The sequence below is a fragment of the Prevotella sp. P4-67 genome, from assembly GCF_002251325.1.
Lineage (GTDB): Bacteria > Bacteroidota > Bacteroidia > Bacteroidales > Bacteroidaceae > Prevotella.
In genome coordinates this window covers 1-24,519 of record NZ_NPJL01000081.1, presented here as the reverse complement: position 1 = coordinate 24,519, position 24,519 = coordinate 1, and the positions used below count along the sequence as shown (strand labels likewise).

Annotated in this window: 19 protein-coding genes and 1 pseudogene; all 20 read left to right on the top strand. The window is 40.9% G+C overall.

The features are described from left to right. Nucleotides 1-96: leucine-rich repeat protein (locus CIK92_RS14275; protein WP_144289465.1), on the top strand; the 96-nt coding region annotated here is incomplete at its 5' end. Between the two features lie 372 nt (nt 97-468). Then, nucleotides 469-1,443, top strand: a complete 975-nt coding sequence (locus CIK92_RS13095) for a helix-turn-helix domain-containing protein (RefSeq protein ID WP_094389367.1) — start codon at nt 469-471, stop codon at nt 1,441-1,443. Nucleotides 1,444-1,592: 149 nt separating this feature from the next. Continuing rightward, on the top strand, nt 1,593-2,756 hold the full coding sequence (locus tag CIK92_RS13090; protein WP_094389366.1) for a site-specific integrase: 1,164 nt from the start codon (nt 1,593-1,595) through the stop codon (nt 2,754-2,756). 304 nt (nt 2,757-3,060) lie between these two features. Next, on the top strand, nt 3,061-4,038 hold the full coding sequence (locus CIK92_RS13085; RefSeq protein WP_144289463.1) for a hypothetical protein: 978 nt from the start codon (nt 3,061-3,063) through the stop codon (nt 4,036-4,038). 335 nt (nt 4,039-4,373) lie between these two features. Further along, complete coding sequence (locus CIK92_RS13080; RefSeq protein ID WP_173823856.1) at nt 4,374-4,811, top strand: helix-turn-helix domain-containing protein; 438 nt, start codon at nt 4,374-4,376, stop codon at nt 4,809-4,811. Between the two features lie 12 nt (nt 4,812-4,823). Beyond that, nucleotides 4,824-5,084 carry a hypothetical protein gene (locus tag CIK92_RS13075; protein WP_094389364.1) on the top strand — a complete coding sequence of 87 codons (261 nt, stop codon included), beginning with the start codon at nt 4,824-4,826 and terminating at the stop codon, nt 5,082-5,084. Between the two features lie 22 nt (nt 5,085-5,106). Continuing rightward, nucleotides 5,107-5,304 carry a hypothetical protein gene (locus CIK92_RS13590; RefSeq protein ID WP_144289461.1) on the top strand — a complete coding sequence of 66 codons (198 nt, stop codon included), beginning with the start codon at nt 5,107-5,109 and terminating at the stop codon, nt 5,302-5,304. Between the two features lie 15 nt (nt 5,305-5,319). Then, nucleotides 5,320-5,514: pseudogene (locus CIK92_RS14270) on the top strand (hypothetical protein); the annotation flags it as partial. A gap of 6 nt (nt 5,515-5,520) precedes the next feature. Then, nucleotides 5,521-6,183 (top strand): ParA family protein, encoded by a 663-nt coding sequence (locus tag CIK92_RS13065; protein WP_094389362.1) that lies wholly within the window; start codon nt 5,521-5,523, stop codon nt 6,181-6,183. Continuing rightward, nucleotides 6,180-6,617 carry a hypothetical protein gene (locus CIK92_RS13060; RefSeq protein ID WP_094389361.1) on the top strand — a complete coding sequence of 146 codons (438 nt, stop codon included), beginning with the start codon at nt 6,180-6,182 and terminating at the stop codon, nt 6,615-6,617. Before CIK92_RS13065 ends, CIK92_RS13060 begins: the two co-directional genes overlap by 4 nt. Before the next feature lie 1,744 nt (nt 6,618-8,361). Beyond that, nucleotides 8,362-9,555, top strand: a complete 1,194-nt coding sequence (locus CIK92_RS13050; protein ID WP_094389368.1) for a site-specific integrase — start codon at nt 8,362-8,364, stop codon at nt 9,553-9,555. A gap of 274 nt (nt 9,556-9,829) precedes the next feature. Beyond that, entirely contained in the window at nt 9,830-10,858 is a 1,029-nt protein-coding gene (locus CIK92_RS13045) for an SH3 domain-containing protein (protein ID WP_144007492.1), read from the top strand. Further along, the gene (locus CIK92_RS13040; protein ID WP_094389358.1) at nt 10,848-11,558 is read left to right on the top strand and encodes a L,D-transpeptidase; all 711 of its coding nucleotides are present in this window, start codon (nt 10,848-10,850) and stop codon (nt 11,556-11,558) included. The genes CIK92_RS13045 and CIK92_RS13040 overlap by 11 nt, the downstream gene beginning before the upstream one ends. 1 nt (nt 11,559) lies before the next feature. Then, nucleotides 11,560-14,622 carry a virulence factor SrfB gene (locus CIK92_RS13035; protein ID WP_094389357.1) on the top strand — a complete coding sequence of 1,021 codons (3,063 nt, stop codon included), beginning with the start codon at nt 11,560-11,562 and terminating at the stop codon, nt 14,620-14,622. A gap of 12 nt (nt 14,623-14,634) precedes the next feature. Further along, on the top strand, nt 14,635-17,481 hold the full coding sequence (locus CIK92_RS13030) for a virulence factor SrfC family protein (protein ID WP_094389356.1): 2,847 nt from the start codon (nt 14,635-14,637) through the stop codon (nt 17,479-17,481). Between the two features lie 5 nt (nt 17,482-17,486). Next, the gene (locus tag CIK92_RS13025; protein ID WP_094389355.1) at nt 17,487-19,397 is read left to right on the top strand and encodes a hypothetical protein; all 1,911 of its coding nucleotides are present in this window, start codon (nt 17,487-17,489) and stop codon (nt 19,395-19,397) included. A 14-nt stretch (nt 19,398-19,411) separates the two neighbouring features. Continuing rightward, the gene (locus CIK92_RS13020) at nt 19,412-21,040 is read left to right on the top strand and encodes a hypothetical protein (RefSeq protein ID WP_094389354.1); all 1,629 of its coding nucleotides are present in this window, start codon (nt 19,412-19,414) and stop codon (nt 21,038-21,040) included. 2 nt (nt 21,041-21,042) lie between these two features. After that, on the top strand, nt 21,043-22,476 hold the full coding sequence (locus CIK92_RS13015; RefSeq protein ID WP_094389353.1) for a hypothetical protein: 1,434 nt from the start codon (nt 21,043-21,045) through the stop codon (nt 22,474-22,476). 63 nt (nt 22,477-22,539) lie between these two features. Further along, complete coding sequence (locus tag CIK92_RS13010) at nt 22,540-23,730, top strand: hypothetical protein (protein WP_144007255.1); 1,191 nt, start codon at nt 22,540-22,542, stop codon at nt 23,728-23,730. A 6-nt stretch (nt 23,731-23,736) separates the two neighbouring features. Beyond that, nucleotides 23,737-24,519, top strand: a 783-nt coding sequence (locus CIK92_RS13005) for a hypothetical protein (RefSeq protein WP_144289459.1), incomplete at its 3' end; no start/stop codon positions are given.

Below are 24,519 nucleotides of genomic sequence, written 5' to 3'. Positions count from 1 at the left end.
TATGGTGCCTTTGAACATTGTGAACAAATAACAAAAGTTACATTACCAAGTACAATAACAACTATTGGTGCTGGGGCTTTTGCTGGTTGTATTTAGATACCTCTAAACAACTATAAACAATGAAAAATATATAGAGATAAACCTTTGTATATCAACTACTTTTAGATTTTAACACTTCGGGCTTGCTTTTTGGTGGTTCTCAAAAATCCGCTTATCTTTGCAACGCATTTCTACCGCGGAGAATTTTGAGGGCTTTTATTTTGCCATCTCGTGGACAGAGTTGACAAAGGTTGACAAGAGTGGACAACAGTTGACAGATTAACGAGAGGGAAAAGAGTAAGGAAGTGACCTCATTTGAAGAACGTGACATCGTGGAATGGGTTGACAAGGATTGTCAATGATTGACGAAAGTTCACTCCGTGGCGGTTTGCAAGAAATTGATTGTAAAACCACATAAAAAGGAGTCAAATGAGAAAGACAAGAAAATGCGCCTTCTGTGGAAAGGAGTTCACTTGTAACAGCGGTTCGCAGAGGTATTGTTCAGAACATTGCGCCGAGGCGGCAAAGGCTCAGCGCAAGAAGAAACAACAGGACTTTTTGAAGGCAGTCCAGCCTGTTATAGACATCGCCAGCCAGGAGTATCTCACATTCTCCAAGGCTGCCATCCTCATGGGATGCTCCCGTCAGTACGTTTACAAGTTGGTAAACGAGGGTAAACTACCTGCATCACGAATCAGCAGCCGGATGGCATTCGTTCGCAAGGCAGACATCGAGAAGATGCTTGCAGGCAATCCTTATCATAGAGTCTTGCCAGGCACTCCAACAAACAAGCCGTGCAAAACTTCTTCTTCTCTTTCGTCGAGAAAGGACAAGAATCAGATTGACGAATCACCAATGAGACTTGTCGAACCACTTGAATACATCTCTGGCGAGGACGTTATGGCAACCTACAAGGTTAAGAAGTCATGGCTCTATGTTTCAGCCAAGAGAAACAACATACCTGTGTGCAAGATTGCAGGCAAAAACTATTATAGCCGAAAGCACATGGATGCACTCTTCGGAGTTTCCGCTGAGATAGAAGCCTTGACAGAATGGCTGACAACGAATGAGGCAGAATCCCTATATTCCACGACCAAGGAATCCTTGCGCACCCAAGCCTATCGCCGCCATATTCCCACCAAGCGAGAATATGGTAAGACCTACTATTCAAAGAAACATCTTGATGACATCTTCCGTCCCGACCTGAAGGCGAGTGATGCCTATTACACCACAGCCGAAGCTGCCGAGAAATACGGCATGACCAAGAGCAACATCTGCGTTATCGTCAAGACGAACAACCTCACGAAGGTGAAAGTCGGAGTGCAGAACCTCATCGTCAAGGAGGAACTAGACCGAATAATGGCAAGCAGACTGGCGCAATTCGGGGCATACAGGCTCCAATAACGCCCAATAATAGGCATCAACTGCGTGAAAGTACAATTATCCATGAGTTATGAAAGGGTAAGATGGCCACTCTTCTATCACGCAGTTACTTTGCACCCGCTATGAGACGCATAGTCTTCGATTATTAACAAAACAAATTTCATACAAGTATGAGTAACATTTGTAAGACAGTAACCTTGCGTACGCGTAAGATAAAGAAAGGTACGCAACTGAGCTTCTACCTAGACTACTACCCCGGCTACAGGGATGAGTCAACCATGAAGGTACAGAGACATGAGTCACTTGGCATCTACATCTTTGCCAAGCCCAAGAACCAGCGCGAGCGTGACTACAACGAGCGCATGACGGAGAAAGCCGAGGCACTGCGCTGCCGACGCTATGAGAGCATCGTGAACGAACGCTATGATTTCTTCGACCGAGAGAAGGAGAAAGGCAACTTCCTCGCATGGTTTAAGAAGAAGGCCGATGCCAGGAACACCAAATGGCAGAACGTCTATAAGCATTTCGAAACCTTCTGCGAAGGCAAATGCACCTTCGGGGAGATAGACGTTGACCTGTGCAACAAGTTCAAGGAGTACCTTTATACCGCTCCACAGACCATCCACAAGAAGCAGAGGCTGCACACCAACACAATTGCAGGCTACTGGTCAACCTTCCGTGCCGTTCTCCACACTGCCTACCGTGACCACAAGATCAAGGAGAATCCAAATGGCTTCCTTGACAGGATTGACACCATCCCTACGGAGAAGGAGCACCTCTCACAGCCGGAACTCGTAAAGCTTGCCAACACCGACTGCAAGGAACCTATATTGAAGAAAGCCTTTCTCTTCTCCTGCCTCACTGGACTCAGAAAGAGCGACGTCAAGGCATTGACATGGAAAAAGATTCAGCCATACGGTGACGGAGGCATGTATATCACTGTGCGTATGCAGAAGACTCAGCAGCTTGTGAACAACCCAGTCAGCGAAGAGGCTCTTGAACTCATTGGGTTCTATGATGGAGAACACGAACCCGATGCAAAAGTATTCCCCGACTTCAAGGACAAAATGACGGGCACCACCTTGAAGATTTGGTTGAAGGCAGCTGGCATCACCAAGCACATCACCTTCCATTGCGCCCGTCATACCTTCGGCTCCTTGCAGGTTGATGCAGGAACAGGAATCTACACCGTACAGCACATGCTCGGACACAAAAATGTGGAAACCACTCAGATTTATGCTAACATGGCTGATGAGAGCAAGCGCGAGTCGGTCAACCGCATCACGCTGAAACCAAAGATAACTCCACAACTGAAAGTCGTCGGTCAGGGCTAAACCAATTTGTTGGTTCTATTTCTTCGAGAAATGAAACCAATGATACTTTTTTCAGGTCACAAACATGGGAAAATGGGAACCAACACGATTGGCTCTCATTTTTCGTTATACCTTTGCCATGCAATCAAACAACGGAGAAAAAGGAGGAAAAGGCCGAATGTGAAAATCATACTCACTTCAAGTATGATTCACAAATAAACATAAAACACTGGCCTACAGACGAAAAGACGATACGTCATAAGCAAAATTCTTCTTAACTTTGCAGCGCATTTTCTGAAACAACGAACAATAACACATAAAGACAATGAAAATAGATTCACCATCTTCCATCACTTCACGTGAGGCATCCATCCGTCTCGAATGGATATCCACAAGAATACTGCCAGGGGTTGCAGTACTACTTCTTTCAATTCCGCTTTGCCAGTGGGCGGACTCAAATCTTCCCGATGGCATCGTTCCTGTATCTATCATCTACTTGATGATTGTAATAATCCTATGGTCAACGTACATGGCTGTGCAGTATGCTTTCGTGGGAATAGCGCAGACGCGGAAAGCCAAGGACAAGGTTACTATGGAGAATTGCAATCCTCACGAAGAAGATGGGCAAGCACCTGTTTTTCTTTTGGAGGCAATGCCTATTGTTGCTGAGTCAAATGGGACTGAGAGTGTCTGCGATGCTGAGGTGGTCGAGGAGATAGCTGAGAAGACAATAGCTACAGATTCCAAAGTCATATCGGAAGAAGCAAATCATCCCGACAATGAGCCATGCACTGTTGCTACTGCTTCTGCCAGCGCAACCTACCAGCAAGGTATTGATGACTTTTATCAGAGTCAGGCAGAAAGCCAGAAGAAGAAACTGGACACCATTCATGAATACCTTTTATACATCATGTCTCCATTTGTATATGAGGAAGACATGGACGAGTTCTGTACAGACCTGTTGAGATTCGCAACGGATCACAACTATCGCCCTGAAGTTGAGTGGAAGAGATTCAAGACCAAACTGAGTAGCTTCGATGTCCGTCATCTGGTATGGAATATTGCCACAAGATTGGGACTGGGTAAAGGCAAGGTTTACAGCAACGATGATTGCGCTTGTTATATTGAGCGTCGTTTTGCTTCATTGTGCGTAACGGTCTGTGGGGAGCCATTGTCGCATAGCACACTCAGGAACCTGACAGTCACATCCAACAGTGACCAGATACATTGTGACATCCAGGGAGAAGACGGATTGTTATTCCATATCCCTTCACAACTGGGCGTAGAGAAAGACAGAAGATAAACTTTCTCACCTCTCCTATATCAATACTTAGACATCACATATTGGAACCACATCAGTAACCTAACTTTGGTGTGGTCCTGATGTGCCTATGCCCTTTTGCGCTAAATCTTACCCCCAAAAAACAGCCGAAATCCCAATTGTCATTCATTACACCTACATGTTCGATATTGTCAAAATCCGCTTCAAAATCCCGTTTTATCCACGAATAACAGCCAAAAACAAGGCTCAACTGCGTGATTGTTTCGTGATGCACCTGTTATTAAAAAGTGGCTTGCCCTCCGATTCGTAACGGGGTTCCTTTGCAGCACGATTCCACTAAAGGGTCGTGTTGTCAAATGATAAAAGATCAAATTACGTTCAATGACCTTCCACAGGTCATCGCCGAACTTCGGGATGAAGTATCGGGCATGAAGGCGTTACTGCTGAACCTTCAGAACAGACCAACTCAGCAGAGAGAGAACAGACACCGCCCTGTCACGCCAGAGCAGGTTGCCGAGTACACCAACATTCCCCTTGCGACCATCTATCAGAAACTCGCAAACAGGGAAATTCCTGGCTCCAAACCCGGTAAGCGATGGGTCATCTATCTTGACGAGATAGACAAGTGGCTGGAGGCGAACCGCAAGAATCCCATTCCTCTGACGGATGAGGAGCAGAACGCTGCCATCCTTGCATCGCACAAACGCAAGCCGAACAAGTCCAGTTGGAACGATGAAGGTTTAGCTCGACGAAGTCAACCTATTGCAAAACCATTTGACGGGGATAAAATCTAAAATCAAGCAATTATGAACAAGCAAAAAATTCATTACTGCTTCATTCTGTCCGAGGAACAGATGAAGTATCTACGCAGCAAGAAGTACAAGATGACACACTTCTCCCAGATACCATACTATAAGCCAGCAGGCAAACTGATCTTTTTTGAGAAGAGTGCCTTGCTCGACTGGATGCGTAACGTGAAGGTGAAGTCCGGGGATGAGATAAGGGAGGAAGCTGCCTTGCACCTCTCTGGTCTCAGCGTTCCTCGTTCTGAAAGAGCCCATGTATAACCATATATAAATATGTATGCCTATGGAGAACTCTCATTCTGAAACACGGCTCATCCTTTCCCTGTCGCTTCAGGACATTGACAATCTTGCCAAAGACCTGAAGCCAAGACAGAGGATGTTCCGTTTCTTCTCACTACTCCGTCATGCCGCAGAAACCGATGGCACGCAGACAAAGCGTAGCATCGACTACAGCGTACAAACGGGACAGGTAGGTGCTTAGCATTCCGAACTTGCCAGAGAATGGAACTGCAACCGCAGTACGGTCACCCGTTTCCTGAAGGAACTGGAGGCCGATGGACTCGTCAAGGTAAGCACGGGCAATGTATCGTCCCTGACAGACATCAAGTGTCTGCTTGGCTGGCAGCATGATAACGAGGTAACGCCGAACCTGTCGAGTGACAACGAACTTGTTTATCAACTAATCATCTGAACAACTATGGGAAAGATTGTATTATACACTAACGTAAAAGGAGGCGTAGGCAAGACAACCCTTTGTGGTATCTTTGCCACCTACCTTGCTAACAGCGGCAGAATCATTGCCGTAGTCGATGCCGACCTTCAGCAGTCCCTGTTCCGTCATCGTAAGCGTGACCTACAGCAGGATCCCGATGCCTCTCTGCCCTGGGAGATAAACACGCTCAGGGACAGGGCTCCTGAAGAGGTGGCAATAATCATGGAGGGCTTGAAGCAGTTGCCTTACGATGTCATCATTGACTGTCCGGGCAACCTCGTTGACCCGAACCTCGAAGTCATCTATTCCAATGCAGATATTGCAGTGGTGCCTATTCACTATGACAGCGACACCCTAGATGCCACGCAGATGTTCTGTGAGACATTCAAGGATCACTTCGGTGCGAAGATGTTCTTCGTCCCAAATGGCATTGTTTCAGTCGAGGAAAGGCGTGAACACCTCCAGCAGGAAAGAGATAAGGCCATTGAGCAGCTGAAGGCTTATGGCACAGTAACCCCACGAATAAAGCGAAGCGTGGTCATTAGCGACTACAATACGCTGCTTCCGCTGACTATCTATCAAAGGAATGCAGTCAAGTATGCCTTTGAACCCATTATCAATGAATTGCAGGAAGGAGGTGATGTATGATGGAAGCAGACAATACTTTCAGTGGCATCTTCGGCAATAAGCTTTCAACACCACAGAAGCCAGAGGCTCTGGCAAAGCAGGAAGATACACCTGTCATCATAGAGCAAACAATAACTGCCCCCACTGAAGACTCTGGACAAAAGACCATAAAAGAAGAGCATGAATCAAATGCAGCGGAGAAGACTGTTCACAAGCGTGGGCGCAGGAGGAAGGGTTATGACAGTACCGATGGCTCGACCGCCGATAAGGCCGGACACTTCTCTTGCATCTGTGACAAAGACCTCATAGCAAAGGTCAGGGCTATCGCCTGGCAGGAGCACTTGACCGTCAGGGCGGTCGTTGAAAGTATGTTCACCAAGTGCATCGCCAAGTACGAGAAGAAACGTGGCCCTATCCAGATTGAACCCCATCAGCAGTCTGAAGAACTCTTCTGACTGTAACACCGTTTATCCTTTTGTGCAGACACCGAACTGAATGTTGTTCCGTGTCTGCTTTTTTTGTATAGCCATATAACGATGGCATACCTATACACTATGGAAGAATATAAGCCTATAGGCATATGCACATCCACAACGTATAGGGGTATATCCAGTATTAGCATATCCCAAGTATAGCTAATTATCCGTATAGTGTTATAGCGTGTATAAGGATATACTGTGTATAGGTGTATAGGTGTATAGTTTGTACAGTCTTATAGGAGATATTGGCATATATGGTTATACAGGGTATATATGTATAGGGTTATAGCATGTATGAATGTACAGGGATATAGGCATATAGCTTTACATTTGGCACGACGGCTTTGCAATGTATAGCCTTATATAGATATACGGTTATACATTAGCGGAGTTTCTGCAATCTCTTTTGTGGCTGCCATTTGTATAACTCTATATTGAGTATAGCCCTATAGGTGATATTCAAATCAAAGGCAAGAGTCGCAATGTTTGGTATTTTGCAGATGTGGTTAAATGCGCAGCAAATCTTGTTATGCCAATGGGCTGGAAATGCACGGCAGATTTCTCGGCACTAAACTATCCCATATGCTCATTTTCCTTTTCCCTTCTTTCAAAGATTTGCGACAGTAGGCCGTCGGAAATGTCCTCGCCTTGAAACCGATGCGATGTCTTATCATTCAGGCAGCCGAAGCCACAGAAGCCTCAGAAATGCCCAAATTCGGGTTTTCGCCATCCCAGAGGTGTGATTACCCACGAAAGGATTTTGACGCTTCCTAAAGCCATTTTCGAGTCTTTGTAGAGGCTTACACGCTGGCTAGGCCATCCGTCCACACCTGTATAGTCATTTTTCACACCTACGGGCACTGGGCTTGCCCATGTGCCACATTTTTACAGTATCGGGAAGCTCACTACCCGTTCCGATTTTCATCGGACGGAGATTTGACCAGATAATTCTGCAAGCAGAGGTCATGGAATCTGGCATGAAGGTGTTCCCACACATGGTCGGCCATGAATGGCAGCGATTAATCTCTGGCAATTTTATCCAGTCAGTCTAATCGGCTTGCCGATGCCACTTTTTCAAAGTCATGGGAAGCCTAATTCCCCAATCCTCCTTCGGGACTTGGAAGACAGACCAGATAAAATTGCAAGCAATGGGGTTTGTAGTGACTATGAAAACTCTTCAAGCGACTGTCATCTGCACGAATGAAATCTGGTAGCAAGATGATACCAGGGCAACTTCTTTCCCATACTTCAAACGAGCTTGCTCCGCGCAGCAGAATCTGTACTCCCGAACCGAGTTAATTTCTGTTAACTCTTATTAGGCTTAGCGTTTTTTCAAAACACTGTTCGACGCAAGCGTCGCATGATGATAAAATCCGCAGCATTTTTACGTGGCTTACGAGAGTCGTTTCCGACACGTCGGAGCTCGCTCCGTTAGCCATTCGACGGTAAGGATGGGTAGCCTAATACCCCTACCTACTATCGATGTCGGGGAAACTAGCCAGATAAAACAGCAAGCTTGTAGGGTTACTATGACTTTGATGGTTCTTCGAAACACGGTATTCAAAATGATAAATATCTGGCAACATCATGCCTGGACAGATATGCAGAAGAGGCTTGCCTCTGTCCACTCAAAAGTAAGGAGGGGCAGCCTAATACCCCAGCCATCTATCGATGTAAGGGGAACTGACCAGATAAATAAGCAAGCAATTAGGGTATGAATATGACATCAATAAAGGTAAAGTTCAGGCCATCCACGGTGGATGGCAAGGAGGGAGGTCTCTATTTTCAGATCATCCACAACCGAGTAGTCCGTCAACTGAATACTGATTACAAGGTTTTTGCAGAGGAATGGGATGCTGAGTCTGAAAGCGTTATCGTAAGTGGTAACCGCTCAAACCTCTTGTTGGGTATTCAAGAACGTCTGGCATGGGATGTGTCCCGTCTTGAAAAGGTCGTCCGCTCGTTGGAAACGGAACGTCGTCGCTTCACGGCAGACGACGTGATCACCATGTTCCATAAACTGACCAAGGAGTCCTCCCTCTTTACCTTTATGCATGGTGTCATAGCTCAACTGAAACAGTTGGGTAAAGTACGCACGTCCGAGACCTATACTGCCACACTTAATAGCTTTATGACATTCCGAGACGAGCAGGATGTTCCACTTGACGACATCAATTCTGACATGATGCTCATGTATGAAGCCCACCTGAAAGCTAGAGGTGTTCGCATGAATACCATATCGTTCTATATGCGTAACCTTCGGGCTGTCTATAATCGTGCAGTTGAAAAAGGATTAACACCGCAGAACAATCCCTTTCGTCATGCCTATACAGGAGTGGATAAGACGGTGAAACGAGCTATACCTATCAAGGCTATTAAAGCCCTAAAGGTGTTAGACTTATCCACGAAACCTTCATTGGACTTCGCTCGTGATATGTTTATGTTCAGCTTTTACACAAGAGGAATGTCCTTTGTGGATATGTCATACCTCAGAAAGACAGACATACAAAATGGTATTCTGACCTATCGAAGACGAAAGACAGGTCAGGAACTGACCATCAAATGGGGGAAGTGTATGGCTGAAATCATTGCCAAATACCCTGAAAACAAAACAGACTTTCTACTCCCTATCATCAAAGAGCAAGGCAATGAGCGGAGGCAATCTGACAATGCCCTGCATCTGGTCAACTATCGCTTAAAGGAACTTTCCACGATGCTGAAACTCCAGCGACCACTCACCATGTATGTGGCTCGTCACTCATGGGCGAGTGCAGCCAAGGCGGAAAATGTGCCTCTATCTGTCATCAGCGAAGGAATGGGACATGACTCTGAGGCAACCACACAGATTTACCTTGCGTCATTAGAAACGTCGGTGGTCGATAAAGCAAACAAGATGATATTGGGATTGCTGTAAATAAGGATTTGTTTAGCAAAATTCTCAATCTCTTTCTAAGAGACGTAGAATATTAGAAACACCTGTAAATACGACAATTCTGACAGTTTTGTTTGCCAATTTGCTAAACAAAGTGAAATAATGAGCGTCAAAATGCAATTTTTTATATAATAAGGTGGAATTTGCAAAAAAAAATGTACCTTTGTACCCAAATATCCATCTCTTAGAAAGAGACGAACGTATTATACTCGACAGAGACCATGTTACTAAAAGGCTAATAACATTTTACAATATAATGATAACAAAATGTCCAAAATGCAATGTTCCCGTACAAATAAATGAGAAGGCATATTCGGGAATAGTGAATCTTGATTATGTTTGTCCTGTCTGTGGAAATCGATTCACAATTCAACTAAACAATCAGCTAGGCGGACAGACTAGACAGCCTGTGCAACCCGATGCTACCACCCCAAATTATCAACAGTCACCTTATCAGGCTACTCCTGAACAACAATATGCCCAAGCAAGCACAAGCCAAGTGCAAAGCCCATTGTTAGAAGAAGCGCCAACCAAGCGTTCTATTCTCATATGGGTTGTGCCACTAATTGTGTTACTTATATGCGCAGGAATAGGAGGATGGTTCTATTACCAAAAAGTATATTTACCAGAGAAGATAGACAGGGAAGCGCCTAGGTATTATACTATTGCAAATGCAACAAATATCAGAACGTCAAAATCATCTGGAGGGGATTTTAATAAGATAGGCTCTGTACCATTTGGTAGTGAACTTATTACCTACAGTTATGATGCAGATTGGAGCGAGGTGAAAGACGCTAATGGAAATAGAGGCTTTATTGCTTCAAATTTCATTGTTGAGAAATCCGACTTTTATAGATTGAATAGCATATTTGGAGATGCTTCATCCCGAGATATAATTGAAACTGTAAAATGTAGAAGAGCATTATTAAACTATTTTAAAGAGCATAATTATATTGGTAAAATAGCACAAAGCGACTTACCAAATATTGTACCACAAGTACAACCAAATTCCCAGAATCAATGGCAGGTGTTTACAAGAGCTAAAGGCGTAAAGCCTAATAGTGTATATTTTTCACGCGTGACTAATTCTGCATCAAAATTCACAGACTTTGCTGTGGTCATTACAAATATTAGCACACAAGATAAACGACTTCTATTATTCACTTTTGCAGACGATGAATCTTCATCCTTAGTTTATGAAGAGGAAACATCAGCAAGCTATATAGAGAATATTTACAATTACGGCAATGGAAATTATGGAGTAGCTTATTATTATGCATATTAATCACAGACAGAAGAAAAAACATAATTGGGCTTTAATTTTACTCTATACGGTGTCCTTCCTAATACCAATTGGAGGGCTTGCTGCTCTATACCTTTATTATAATGGGGAACTACAGAAAATCCCGGAGGCTAAAATTGTAGTAATTTCCAAGCAAGATATGAAACTACGAGTATATGACTATAAGGGTAATAAGGTTGTAGAGTACGGAATTGCATGTGGAAAAAACTATGGCCAAAAATATAAAGTTGGTGATATGAAAACGCCTGAAGGAATGTTTTATGTATCTGGCATAGAAGATGCTTCTGGCAGAACCCATGATTTTGGCGATGGAAGAGGTGCAATCCCTGGCGCTTATGGACCGTATTTTATCCGTTTGGATACTCCTGGTCACAAAGGTATTGGTATTCATGGTACTCATGATCCAGAGTCTATTGGTACTCGAGCCACAGAAGGATGTATTCGTCTTCACAATGAAGATGTAGCCGAGCTCGCTCATCTAATTTACCCTGGAACAATGGTAATTGTTACATCGTCATTCCTTGATTACGAGCAAGAAACAGTAGCTGCAAAGGGTAAAAACGAAACTATAGATAAAAATAAAGAGCAGAAAAATAAGGAGAAAGACAATGTCGTAACTGTTGATAAAACAGCAGACCCATTATTAGAACCCCAAGGAAACATAATCGATAACTACGAATAAGATGGAATACTCATTAATAGCAAATTCCGGAATACAGTTATACACATTCCCATTTGAGATTGATTTAAATAGCAATTTCAAACAATGGTTCCATGAATGGTATGATAAAGAGGAAGGTGTACATAAGCTTGATCTAGTGGAAAGAGTGAAGAGCGATGAAGGTTTCTTTTTCTACAACAAAAAGGAATTGATAGATAAGGGATACATGACCGCATTCGAAACCAAACAGGTTGTTAACCCTGAGGAAGTTCGAGAAGATGGTATCGTGCATCCTCTCGCAGGAAACATTGAGAGCACAGAGGATATGCAAGAAGAGATATACTCGATGTCGTTTACCGACAAGCAATGTAAGCTTTCATTTTATGAGAATCAATGGATTCCACTTCCATATTTCCGCAGAAGGGTTCCTGCCCTAAGATTTGATTTCGGAGCATTCAATTGGGTTCGTGTGAAAATCATTCCACAAGACAGTCAAAATAGCAAGCTCAACTACATTGCTTTATTGGCTATTGACACGAGAATGAATTATGAGGCTACACAACTACAAGAAACGCCTGTATTTCCTGATAATTTCCAAAACGAACTAACGTTCCAGGTGTGTTCGGACGAGATGTTACTAATGGATTATTGTTCTGAGGCAACCGAACAATGCAGTTATATAAATGAGTATCTCCGTAAGTTAGTCCATCCAGATGCTCGTTCAATTTCAAAGATTAAAGGAGAGAAACATAAGATGTCCTATATTGCCACCTATTTTTTGCTTGTTAACTATCTGGCTTCAAAGGATGTCTTTCCAACCCTAAAGTTATACAAAGATGAGAACGTAATTGTAAAAGATGTTGACATGTTCATTGATATCGGTAACTCTCGCACCACATCAATATTGGTTGAAGATGCACAAAATGGTGATTTCACTAAAGTACCCTTGCTGAGTCTTACTGATTTGTCTTCTAGCGTTGAACTTACCGAGGACGGTCCTCGCATAAAACGTTATGATCATCCCTTCGATATGCGTTTAGTATTCCGCAAAGCGAATTTTGGAGAAATTGGACCACGTGATAGCCGTCAATTCGTATATCCATCTATCGTACGATTAGGTAAAGAGGCCAACGATTTGATTCATAAGTCTACAGAGGAATTTTCACCAGAAACGTTATTTACATATTCCAGTCCTAAGAGATATTTGTGGGATAAAGAGGCAGCACATCAAGAATGGCAATTTCTTGTCCTTAATGGTGAAGAACAAAATCCTATTCTCGAGTTAAACGGTATTACGAATCAGCTTAACAGTAATGGAACTGTCGATCCTGATGGAATAGGTGGTGGAAAACATACCTATTCGCGTAGTTCCCTCATGACATTTGGATTTTTAGAGATCCTCTCTCAAGCCCGAATGCAAATCAACAGTGAAGATTATCGAAAGTTCCATGGTGAGATAAATACACCTAGAAGAATAAAGCGACTAATCGTGACCTGTCCTATTACGATGTCACAATATGAACGAGAGACATTAATCAGATGTGTGAACGGGGCAGTTAAATTATTAGCTAATTTTGAAAAATCAAGCCTTACTACTGATCTGCAAACCGAAAAATTCAATATCGAAGTAATACCATCTTATCGAAAAGAAGGCAAGAATGTTTGGTATTATGATGAAGCTACATGCTCACAATTAGTATACCTCTATGGAGAGATAGGGCATAAGTTCAAAGGTAATAGCAAAGAATTCATTAACCTTTATGGCAAAAAAGACAGTAATGGTAGAACATCATTTACAGTAGGATCACTCGATATAGGTGCAGGCACCTCCGACTTAATGATAAATCAGTATCATCTACAAGAAGGTCAGGATTCCGTAATTATTCCTTGCCCCTTATTCTACGACAGTTATTACTATGCAGGTGATGATATGTTACAAGATTTAATCCGCGAGATTTTATTATCAGGAGATTTCTCGGCTCTTGTTAGCCAAATAGGTAATGACAATCATGGACAACAGATGATTAAAGATTTCTTTGGGCACAACTATAATGGTCAGTCTATTTCACAAAGAATCCTAAGAAGAGACTTCAATATCCAGGTATTGATGCCTCTGGCTTGTCATTTCCTTGAATTGCTACGTACAAAGAGTCATGATTGTTCTGTACTCTTTTCGGATGTTTTCGAAGATGAGGAACCAAACGAGAAAGTACTTAAAGGATTTAGGGATTTCTTTGGTTTTAATTTCCAAGATCTAGAATGGAAATATAATAGTGAGGTTGTTACAAATATTGTGATGAAGTCTTTCGACGCATTAGTCAAGAAGATATCTGCTATTATGTACACATACAATTGTGATATTATTGTATTATCTGGGCGCCCTGCTACCCTACCTCCTCTTAAAGATCTGTTTATGAAGTATTATGCAGTAGCCCCCAATCGCCTGATACAGTTGTCTAGCTATTATGTAGGAGACTGGTATCCCTTCGGAAATAATACAGGCTATATACGTAATCCAAAGACAGTAGTGGCTGTAGGTGCAATGATTGGTTTTTATTCTTCAGATCTTATACAATTCTCTAATTTCAAATTAGACAAAAGCGAATTAAACAAATTGCAATCTACGATTAATTATATAGAAACCCCTGATTCTGTTTTGCTCAATACGCAATACTGCCTTACTCCTGTTCAAAATAGAGGAGAAATACTCGTTAAACAGCTACCTGCCTATCTCAAAATCAGACATGAAAACTTTGACAGTTATCCTAGTAGGCCACTCTATGAAATAGACTACGATTTCGGAAGTATCAGAAATCGCATGCGCAGACAGAACGAAGATAGCAACCCGAATATGACAGAAGAGGCATTATCTAATCTTGCAAATGGCGAAATAAGCCGTCTCAAACGTTTACTACCTTATAGAGTCATTCTTACCAGAGACCCTGGAGAAAAAGAAGAAATTCATATCGAACAAATTATTGACAATCAAGAAAACGATGTGACCGAAACAAACATACGCCTTAGCGTTCAAAGCTTAGGGCCGACAGATTGTTATTGGTTGGATTCTGGTATTTTTGATCTCTAAACAATTACAATTATGCAAAACGATATTTCTATACAAGATATAAATCATTTGCTTCATGTTGTTGAACAGTCGATTAAATGGGCCAATACTCATGAAGAGAACTCTTTCCCTTTTTCAGCATTTAAGGAGAAAAGGCGTGAACTAAAGAAGATTAAGTTTGCACTCGAGGAGAAGTGTTCTGCTGCAGCTTATGGTGAAAGTCAGAATGGTAAGTCATATCTGATAAGCAGTCTGCTTTCTTACGAAGGTGAAGCGCTTACCATTTCTGGTGGTATTGGGGGGAAGTTGTATAGCTTCATCGATGATATCAACCCGAGTGGTGGCAATACTTCCAAGAAAGAATCAACTGGTGTCATCACTCGATTCACTGTTCGCCCTGACGATTCACCAGCAGCTCATGACAAAGTAAAAGTTCGTTTGTTAACAGTTGCTGACATTGTATCGCTGCTTGCAGACTCATATTATAAAGATGTGAAGATCAATGCTGCCGATTTGCTACAGACAGACGACATTAATAGCAGTCTTGAAAAACTGTTACCAACTATTATTGACAAGTCTTATCAACAAGATTATATTGATGAAGATGACATCTATACGATTCATCAATTTCTTGACACATCAATAGGTAGCAGTTCAGCTAATGTGTATGGATCTAAGTTCTGCGCCTTAGTCGCACCAAAAATTAGGCAAATCTCACCGAGCAACTGGAGCAAAGTTTTCAGTATGCTTTGGAACAACAACCCGTCAATCACGTCTTTATTTGACCGGTTGATTTCTGATTATATGAAGTTGAAATTCAATCAAGTAGTATATGTTGACTTTGCTGCCATTTTGCGACAAAAGGGTACAATTCTTGATATTACATGGCTGGATTACTTGTTTAATGATAGTACAGTTGAAATCAACTCCAATTACGATCAACTCTGTGATGTTTATGATGAACAAAATCATCTACTATTCAGCGGATTTTCTAAGGCTTCATTTTCTGCACTCGTAGCAGAACTTACCTTAGTTTTACCAGAATCTACTACGACAAAGCGAACATTTCTTAAAGACTTCGATTTGTTAGATTTCCCTGGTGCACGCCATAGAATGAAACTGCCCGAAGCAAGTATACAAACCGAACTTTCTATGATGTTGCGTCGTGGTAAGGTTTCTTATTTGTTCGACAAATATTCAGATTCACTTAGAATCAATTCCATTCTGTTTTGCCAAAACATGGACAAGCCCGAAAGTGAATTAGGTGAGGTGTTGAACGATTGGATAAACAAGAATATCGGTAAAACACCTGAAGAACGGGCAGAGCATATTAAGCACACTAATTACACTTCTCCATTCTTTATTATATCTACATTTTTTAACTGTGATTTACAGCGAACTAAGGAAACACCTTTGTTTACTCAGACTGTACCATTATCTGAAAGATGGAAAACTAGATTTGAGAATCATCTCAGCAACGAGGTTATTAAACCGAGTATTTATCAGTGGTTCGAAAAGTGGGTACCCGTTGGATCAGGTTTTGAGTCGGAATCATTTCAAAACATATTCATGTTGAGAGATTACTTCTGGTCATCAAATCAGCAAGTGTTTAAGGGATACGAACCTGGAGTTAGTGGAGAAACGGAAATAATAATGCATCCTGAATATCCCAATTATATGGAGGATTTAAAGCAATCATTTATTACGTTTCCATTTGTTAAGCAGCATTTTAGAAATCCAGAAAAATCATGGAACGAAGCTGCCTCTCTTAATCATGACGGTTCACAAGCAATTATTCAGTCTTTAGAAAGAATTGCAGTGGTGATTGATGATGCTCGATGTCAAAAGTATCATCAAGAGGTTAGAATAATCAGAGATCAATTACTTGAGTCTTTACTTCGACATTATATCTCTGGTGAAGAAACAGATAAGCGTGAATCCATCAAGCGTACTGCAGGTGAGATCAAGTTTGGACTTGACATGCTTTCACCTTCGTCATTTGGCATGCTCATCAATAATTTTATGGTCAGTGCTCATGATATTCGCTTTCTTGCCACCGACATTGTACTCCATAAAAAAGAATTGCCACAAGACTTTACTCTTATAAATGTTTTGCGTCTGAATGCAGGTATCAACCCTTCTGATGGCAAAGAGATAAACTTGAAAAAACTATGTGATTATTATCATACTGATGAGCATATGCTTCGTAATGGTCTGAAGATGCAAAACATTAATCTGGATGATGTCATATCCGGACAAAATGAAACGATGACTACAGAGGCTGATATTCTTGCAAGAAACATTTCTGTTTACTGGTTAGAATTTATAGATGCTGCTGCTTACAATCTAAGCAAGCGCCTTATTCATTCTGATAGAATTGCATTTATGTATGGCGTATTGTATAAGAGATTTTGCTTGCAACAAGTCATTGCGAACAAAATTCAAGAATATGCAAATACGATTGAAGATAGAGATGTACTCTCAAATATTATTACAGATTCAATATCATTGCTACTTAATGACTTTGTGACATCTGTTGGTACGAAACTTATGACATCCGAGGATAAACAGAAATCACTGAATAATGCAGAAGAACTACACATCCAAGTTGATATACAAGACGATCAGCGACAGGAAGTTCCCAATCTAAAAGAAACTATGGAGGCATTCGAGAAATCTGTCGAAACACTCAGGTTTCAGGCTTTCGATCAAAACAGTCAAAACCTTTTACGTAAACTTCCATTATGGGATAATTTCAAAAGATGGGAGAATTTACTCATCATGGGGCTGATGCTGACAAGCGATGTGATTGAAATAGACGAAGCAGCCAACAAAGAAATGGAGATTATTATTGATGAATGTAAGTCGGTTTTAAATTAAGGTGTATGGTTCGATTTATAGATAAAAAGCCATTGTGTACTACCCAATTAAAGAATTTCTGTGAGATTCAAGGTATTGGCAATGATCCAATCTACATGCGATTTAGCAGTGTAGATAGTATAATCCTGCGATATATACCAGAGGAATATCAGCACTTTCTAGCCCGTCCAGATTATTCACCCGAAGACGATGCTATTGTATGGTTTGCTCCAGAATGGACAGATACACCTAGACGATTAAACGATCTCTATGGTATAGAAAAAGAAAAATATGAGCGCATTTATGAATCTACCTTCAATTGTTACAACCAATTAAAATCTAAAATCCATGGCGAGGCTTTGGGCATTCTTAATGCAGCCATTAAGTTTGTAGATAAAAAATTTACCTTTTGCTATGACAATAAGGTGGTTTGTGTAGCATGGGGCATGAAACTCAGAGATAGTATATACGATGCAAAGGGAAGTGTCGTTTATAACTTTTCTCAAACTAAAGGATACTCAATTATTTTTGACCCAGGAGAAGGCGGAGACCTCGCAGAACCTAATGATAGAATTATCCGCAGAAAAGAAAAGGCAGAATTAGTAACAGCAGACATACCAAAATTGATTCCCAAACCAGGGTATCAATTCCTTGGGTGGATCCCTCAAGTACAGGGTACAATCGTTACATCCGATTTGATTTTTCATGCTCAGTATCGTCAAGACGCAATAGATCCTATAGCAGGTCCAGCGGTAGAAGAACCACAGGTAGTACCTACTCATACACTACGTTTCTTATCTGATGATAATTGTCAATTCGAAGGGCAAACCGAAATGAAGGTAGAAGACGGCTATCAACTATCGGAGAGCGACTACCCGCATGTTGTTCCTAACAACGGCTATGAATTTGATTGTTGGGATCCATTCTTTGTTGGCCCCGTTCATTCTGATATGAAATTCCAAGTTCGGACTAGACAAAAGTTCTTTGATGTAAACTTCCAACCAGGAAGATTTGGCAGTTTAAAAGGTGTGTCTCCGATTATGGTACCTGCAGGTAGTAGACTTTCGCAAGAACACATCCCACAGGTAATCGCTATTTCTGGTTATCTTTTTTCTGGTTGGAATGTAGAACCATTAAACTACACAGTATCTGATAACTGCACTTTTACTGCCACTTATTATCACATCCCATGGTGGCGACGCTTCTTCATATGGTTTGACACTTTTGGCTGTTTAAAGTGGCTTTTGCTCCTACTGGCCTTCCTTCTGCTTTCATGGCTTTTCTCGTGGATATTTCCTGGTTGTCATAGTCTTCGTTGGAACCATTGGTATCATCCTGTAGATGTAACAGATAATTCTTTGTATGTTGTATCAGAGCCAACAGATACAATATACATTCCAAAGACCATTTATGGACAAGAATATATACAATCTTATGATACTGTTGCTGACCCTTCAGACATTCGAGATCAAGTTCAGAACCGTGGAGGAAACATCAATGCATTTATGCGTTTTTCTATAATATGGAATCAAAATCAAGACGATATCGTAGATTTAGATGCACATGCCGTTCAGCCAGATAAGAAAGAGATTTACTATGGTAGTTATCGTAGCAAACCAACATCTATGTCTGGCCAACTTGACGTAGATGATATTCGACCTAATCACACTGGTGTGGAAAATATTGTATGGACAGATCCATCAAAGATGAAGGATGGTACCTACACGCTGTTCATCCGCAATTATGATGGGGGAGATAATCATGGAGCAAAAGCCGAAGTCGCTTTCAATGGTAAACTATGGCATTACACTATCGACAAACCTATCATCAAAGGTGAAGATATTCCTATTGCTCAAATTAAGATTTATAACAATGGACATAATTTCTTTGTTCACCATTCAAAATATCTTGATTCTGATGAACGAAATAATAACTGAGAAAATATATAATTATGCCTAAGAAAATAGCAATTTTAAATAATGTAACAGAGTATTCCCCTGCTGATTTGGCTTCCTACATTCAGCAAGGCATAGTTACGCTCGATGAACTTTGTAATAGCACCGATGGCGATTTTACTGCTAAAATGAAATTAGATGTGGAGGAAATTCTCGCTGGTAGTGAGGATGCTGATTTCAAACGTGTAATGAAATCCGAATCCATTTACGACCTACAAGAATTTCTCAATAAGTACCCCATGGGTAAACCAGAGCATCTAGAAGCTGTCAGAATCAAAAAAGATAAACTTGAGGCAAAGCCTATCTATGCGGTACCCCCAATTGCTCCTGAGTTTGAGGATGGTTCTGATGAAAACGAATGGATTAATATAAAGAACTCTGACGATATCAATCTTTTTCTTCAATTCAAGGAGAAATATCCTAATAGTAAATACACTTTTGAAGTAAACAAGGCTATTACCCAAATTAAGAATAGTGAAGCGACTCAAAAGAAGTCTACAGCTATCCTTAAAGCGCTTATTCAGCAAGCCAATAGCGCAGATGAGGTTAGTCGAACGATTGTTAAGTTGGTCAGAAATGAGACAATCTCAATCCAAACACTTATTGATCTCATTAGTAAGGACCATAATCTTTTGTCATCTGTAGCATGCTGCAATATTATAGAACAAGGAATACTTAACCGTACAGACTTGTCTAAATGTGGTATAGCTGATGATTTTATCAATAAGATGCTAGGCAAAGCCCCTTCAATAACATTTGATCCTGCACGTCCATTATTCTCTATTGCTGAACCATGTACGGAGGTGTATTTTTGGGGCATTCCTTCATCAGGAAAAACTTGTGCCTTAGGTGCAATTCTTAGTACAGCCAAAAGCGGATTGAATTCAAGAAGCATGATACCAGACAACAATTGTCAGGGCTTTGGATACATGAACCGTTTGTCCTCTGTATTCTCTTCTGGAAAGGTTTGTCGTTTGCCTGGTGGCACCCCTGTTGCTTCTACTTACGAAATGCGTTTCGAATTAGAGGATCAAGAGAATGCTATTCATGATCTTGCATGCATCGATCTTGCAGGAGAACTGTTTACATGTATGTTTATGAAGGATGCTGGTGAGGAATTACGTGAGGATCAAGAACAAGCTTTAGGCACACTTCATAATATCTTACTCAACAATCGTTCAAACAATCGAAAGATTCATTTTTTTGTAATTGAGTATGGTGCAGAAAACAGAATATATAATGGTCTTCCCCAATCAGAATACCTCAATTCTGCAGCAGTTCATCTCAACAATATGGGGTTGTTTAATGACAACACTGATGCAATCTACGTATTAATTTCTAAGGTTGATAAGGCCAAATATGAAGGGTCACTCGATCAGCACCTCATGAAATACATGACCAAGAACTATCTTGGCTTCTACAATAATCTCCTGCGTATTGCAAAAGAAAACAATATCAATAGAGGTAAGATCAGTATTGTCCCATTCACTATTGGCGACGTATGCTTCAAGGATTACTGCCGTTTTGAGACATCTTCTGCATCAAAAATGGTTGAATTGTTGATGCATTATTCATATACCCGCAGAAAGGGATTTTTTAATAAGATATTTGACTTGTTTAGGTAATCATGAGTAAGATAGAATTATTAGTTCAGAAAGCACAAGGTGGCTTGAGAGATATTTATATCACCAACAAAGGCGAATGGTATCGTAAAACATATGATATGCGCAACCACATCAGCAAGTTGCATTTAGGCAATTTGTTTTATGTGCTCAATTCTAATCCACTAGGGACATTCTTCACAATTGTACGCCCGTTGGATGTAGGGCGAAGTGGCGACTATGAAGCTGCATGGATTTTTATTCCATCTACTATATCTGTATTAGCTGATGATTTGATAAAGATAGTGTCTTTAGCCCAGCAAGATATTTTAAATGGAACAGAGCAATTTGACAATCTGTCCCCACTACTCGGTAACGTGTATCCCGATTTGCAATATATCGACTATAATCCTGTTCAGCAGACACATGCATTGGCTTATCGTTTGTATGGACAAAATACTGACTATGTTTACTTGGGAAGTCTACTACAGAAAGGAATAGACCAATCTTACTATAAGAAATATCAGGCTGTATTTTTCTTTGATTTCGCTACGAGAAACTCCATTCCGTCACAGATTATTTCTCAAATGGCTGATCTGTCTAAGATGGGCTTTGAACAACCGGCGTTTTTGTTTCCTCCACAGCATGAATTACCCAATGGTATTCAGGCTTTCTTGGGGCAATCTCCTTTCAATTCAATGCCCATTAAGGTCGCTTTAGGTACCAATGTTCAATTACAATTGCTTAGGCCTGGCTTCGAAGATATTGTTACCACCATCAGGGTGAACCAGCCTCGTCAGATTTTGAACTTACAAGGTGAAATACCGTGGGAGAAACAAATCACAAGGAAAAAATTCCGAGTATCTATAAAGGGCCGTGAAGTTAACCAGTACCAGATATATGTAAATGGTATTCTTCTTTTGGAAGATCATCCTATTTCTATTCCTGAACGTCAAGCAAAATCAGCTAGAATAGAGATTAAGAAAAGTGGTTGTGTCCCATATACAGGCATGCACGATTTGTCTTCTGACGCTCCAATCTTTCTTAATCTTACAGAGAGAGTTCATGTTCGCCCAGGAGGATATGGGAATGAGGGCAGTAAACCATTCTATGCTAACTGGAAGTTTATTCTAGGTGCAGCATTTTATACATTGCTAATTCTTTGTCTTGGTATTTCTATCGGAACAGCTATCGAAGGAAATAACCATGTAAATGATAGCATGTCTAATATGGAAATTGTTGGGGATACAACAAATACAGATAACACTACAAATATAGTTGGTGGTGGGAACAAACGTAAAACGAGCCCTGACAAAGATAAGTGGAAAAAAACAAAAGATAATACTAGCGATAAAGCAAAAGGACAAGAAAATCCACCGAATAATGTTGGCAGCCAAAAAGATCCCAATCTATCTCCTCAAAACACTTCGAGCGATGAAGAATCATTTAAACAACCCTAAAATTATTAGATTATGATATTTGAATATACATGTCCAAGATGTAACAATAAGTTTACATCACCAATGAACGCAATAAGAGAATATGTCGCATGTCCATATTGCCAACAGCAGATGGCTAGTAATAACATTTCTTTAGTAATAGATAATCCTGTGAATGCAGGTTCTTCAACAGTCAGACCAGACAATCCACAAACTGTTCATGGAAGACCCGTCCATGGAAGACCCGTTCAAGGTAAACCCGTCCAAGGTAAACCTGTACAAGGTCGTCCAGTCCTTGCTCAACCGATTCAGGCTCAACCTGTAATCACTATGTCCCAACCCAATGACATCACTCCTCCTCCTGTTTCGTCACAGTATGCCCCCCCCGAGGATAAGCCTGCTATGCAACCAGTTGTGGCTCCTATTGATCCAATAGAACCCATTGCCAATGGGCATGCTCCTATAGCATCTACTTCAAATAATCCTTTTGAAAACAATCCTAGTAATGTTGTAGCTCCCGAACAGGATAACCGCATGAACGAAACGCCTACTGAGGATGAAACGCTCGATGATATGCTAATCAACAAATCACTTGCAGCTGTGGACGAAACAGAAGAACAGGAAGATTATGATGTTGAAGTAGCAGATGAATTGAAAGATGCGTTCGACAACGGAAATCTTGCCAATCCTCACCCACTAAAGAAGGGAAAGTTGTTTGCTGTATTCGGAGGACTTATTATACTACTCATAGCAGTCTGTTATCTCCTGTTCTTTAGTAAGAGTACTAATACAGAACAAGATGGAATAGAAATGGCGAAGAACAATGAAAAGGCTGCTGTTGACTCTTTGAAAGCATATGCCCAAGCTAACCCAGATGCAGGTATCAAGGAGTATTTTATGATAGACTTGAATCAAGATGGTCAGAAAGAAGTGCTAGCTAATTCCGACAAGCAATTAATTGTTTATGGAGCAAAGGGAGGCATTGCAACTCAACTTTATAACAAGCCTGTACTCGAGTGGGTATGGCTACGTGGCAAAGGCTTGTTTGTGGTCTTTAGCAGTGACGATCAGTCAGAAGGTAGTGCCGTATGGCTTAAACAGAATGTAACTACACTCGTCGAAGATTCTACCCAAGAGAATTACTCACACACTAAAGGTAAGTTTGCAAAATCACAGAACGGCAGTATCACAAATGTTTCAGAAGATGACTATTATGGTTTTATCAATGTAGTAATCAAGAATTACACAAAGTTAACTCCGATTAAACTTCAATAATATATTATGAAGGAAAATAGAATACTTGTTTTGACATTAATATGTCTTAATTGGTTGACAGCCAATGCTCAAGTTTCCACCTATACATTACCCAGCAATAAGGAGCAGATTGATAATTTATGCCAAAATGATGCTGAGTATGCCGAAAAGGTGCGTACTGAACAAATGAAACTAAATCACTGGGAGCTATTTGCAAAAAATAATCTTGCTTCTAACGAGGCCAGCTTTACTAATGAAGATAATTCCAACCCAGCTTTAGTAAACAGCAATAGAGAAAACGCGGTCTGGGAAATAGATGGGGTTATTTATCGAATGCCAACAGCGAGCGAAATGTCATTTATTGCTGCGCCTTATAAGTTAGGGCCAAAAGACGAAATGCCACTATTTAATAAATCGAGTAAACTATATAATAATTTGGAGTTTGTAAAGATTGGGCATAATGGGGGAAAGTCTTTCTATTCAGACTATATTAGCAAGGGTAAGAATACAATCTATGCGTTGAGGTTTAAAGACAATATCGAGAAAAAGGGAGAAGACAATCCGGATCGTTGGGCATATCGTTATGATTTAAGCGAAACTAAACTTACTGTCACCATGAAGTATATAGGTGCAGACTCTCGTATAAAGAAAGTAAAAGACATAGATGATGACGAATGGTGGAACGGGCAAACTGGCAAACAGGTGATTGTATTGCCTGTTTATAGTGGAGGTGTTTCTTATTATATAAATAATGAGGAATTTCTAAACATCAATAACGAAACAGTAACAATTTCTTCTCAACGTATGTCG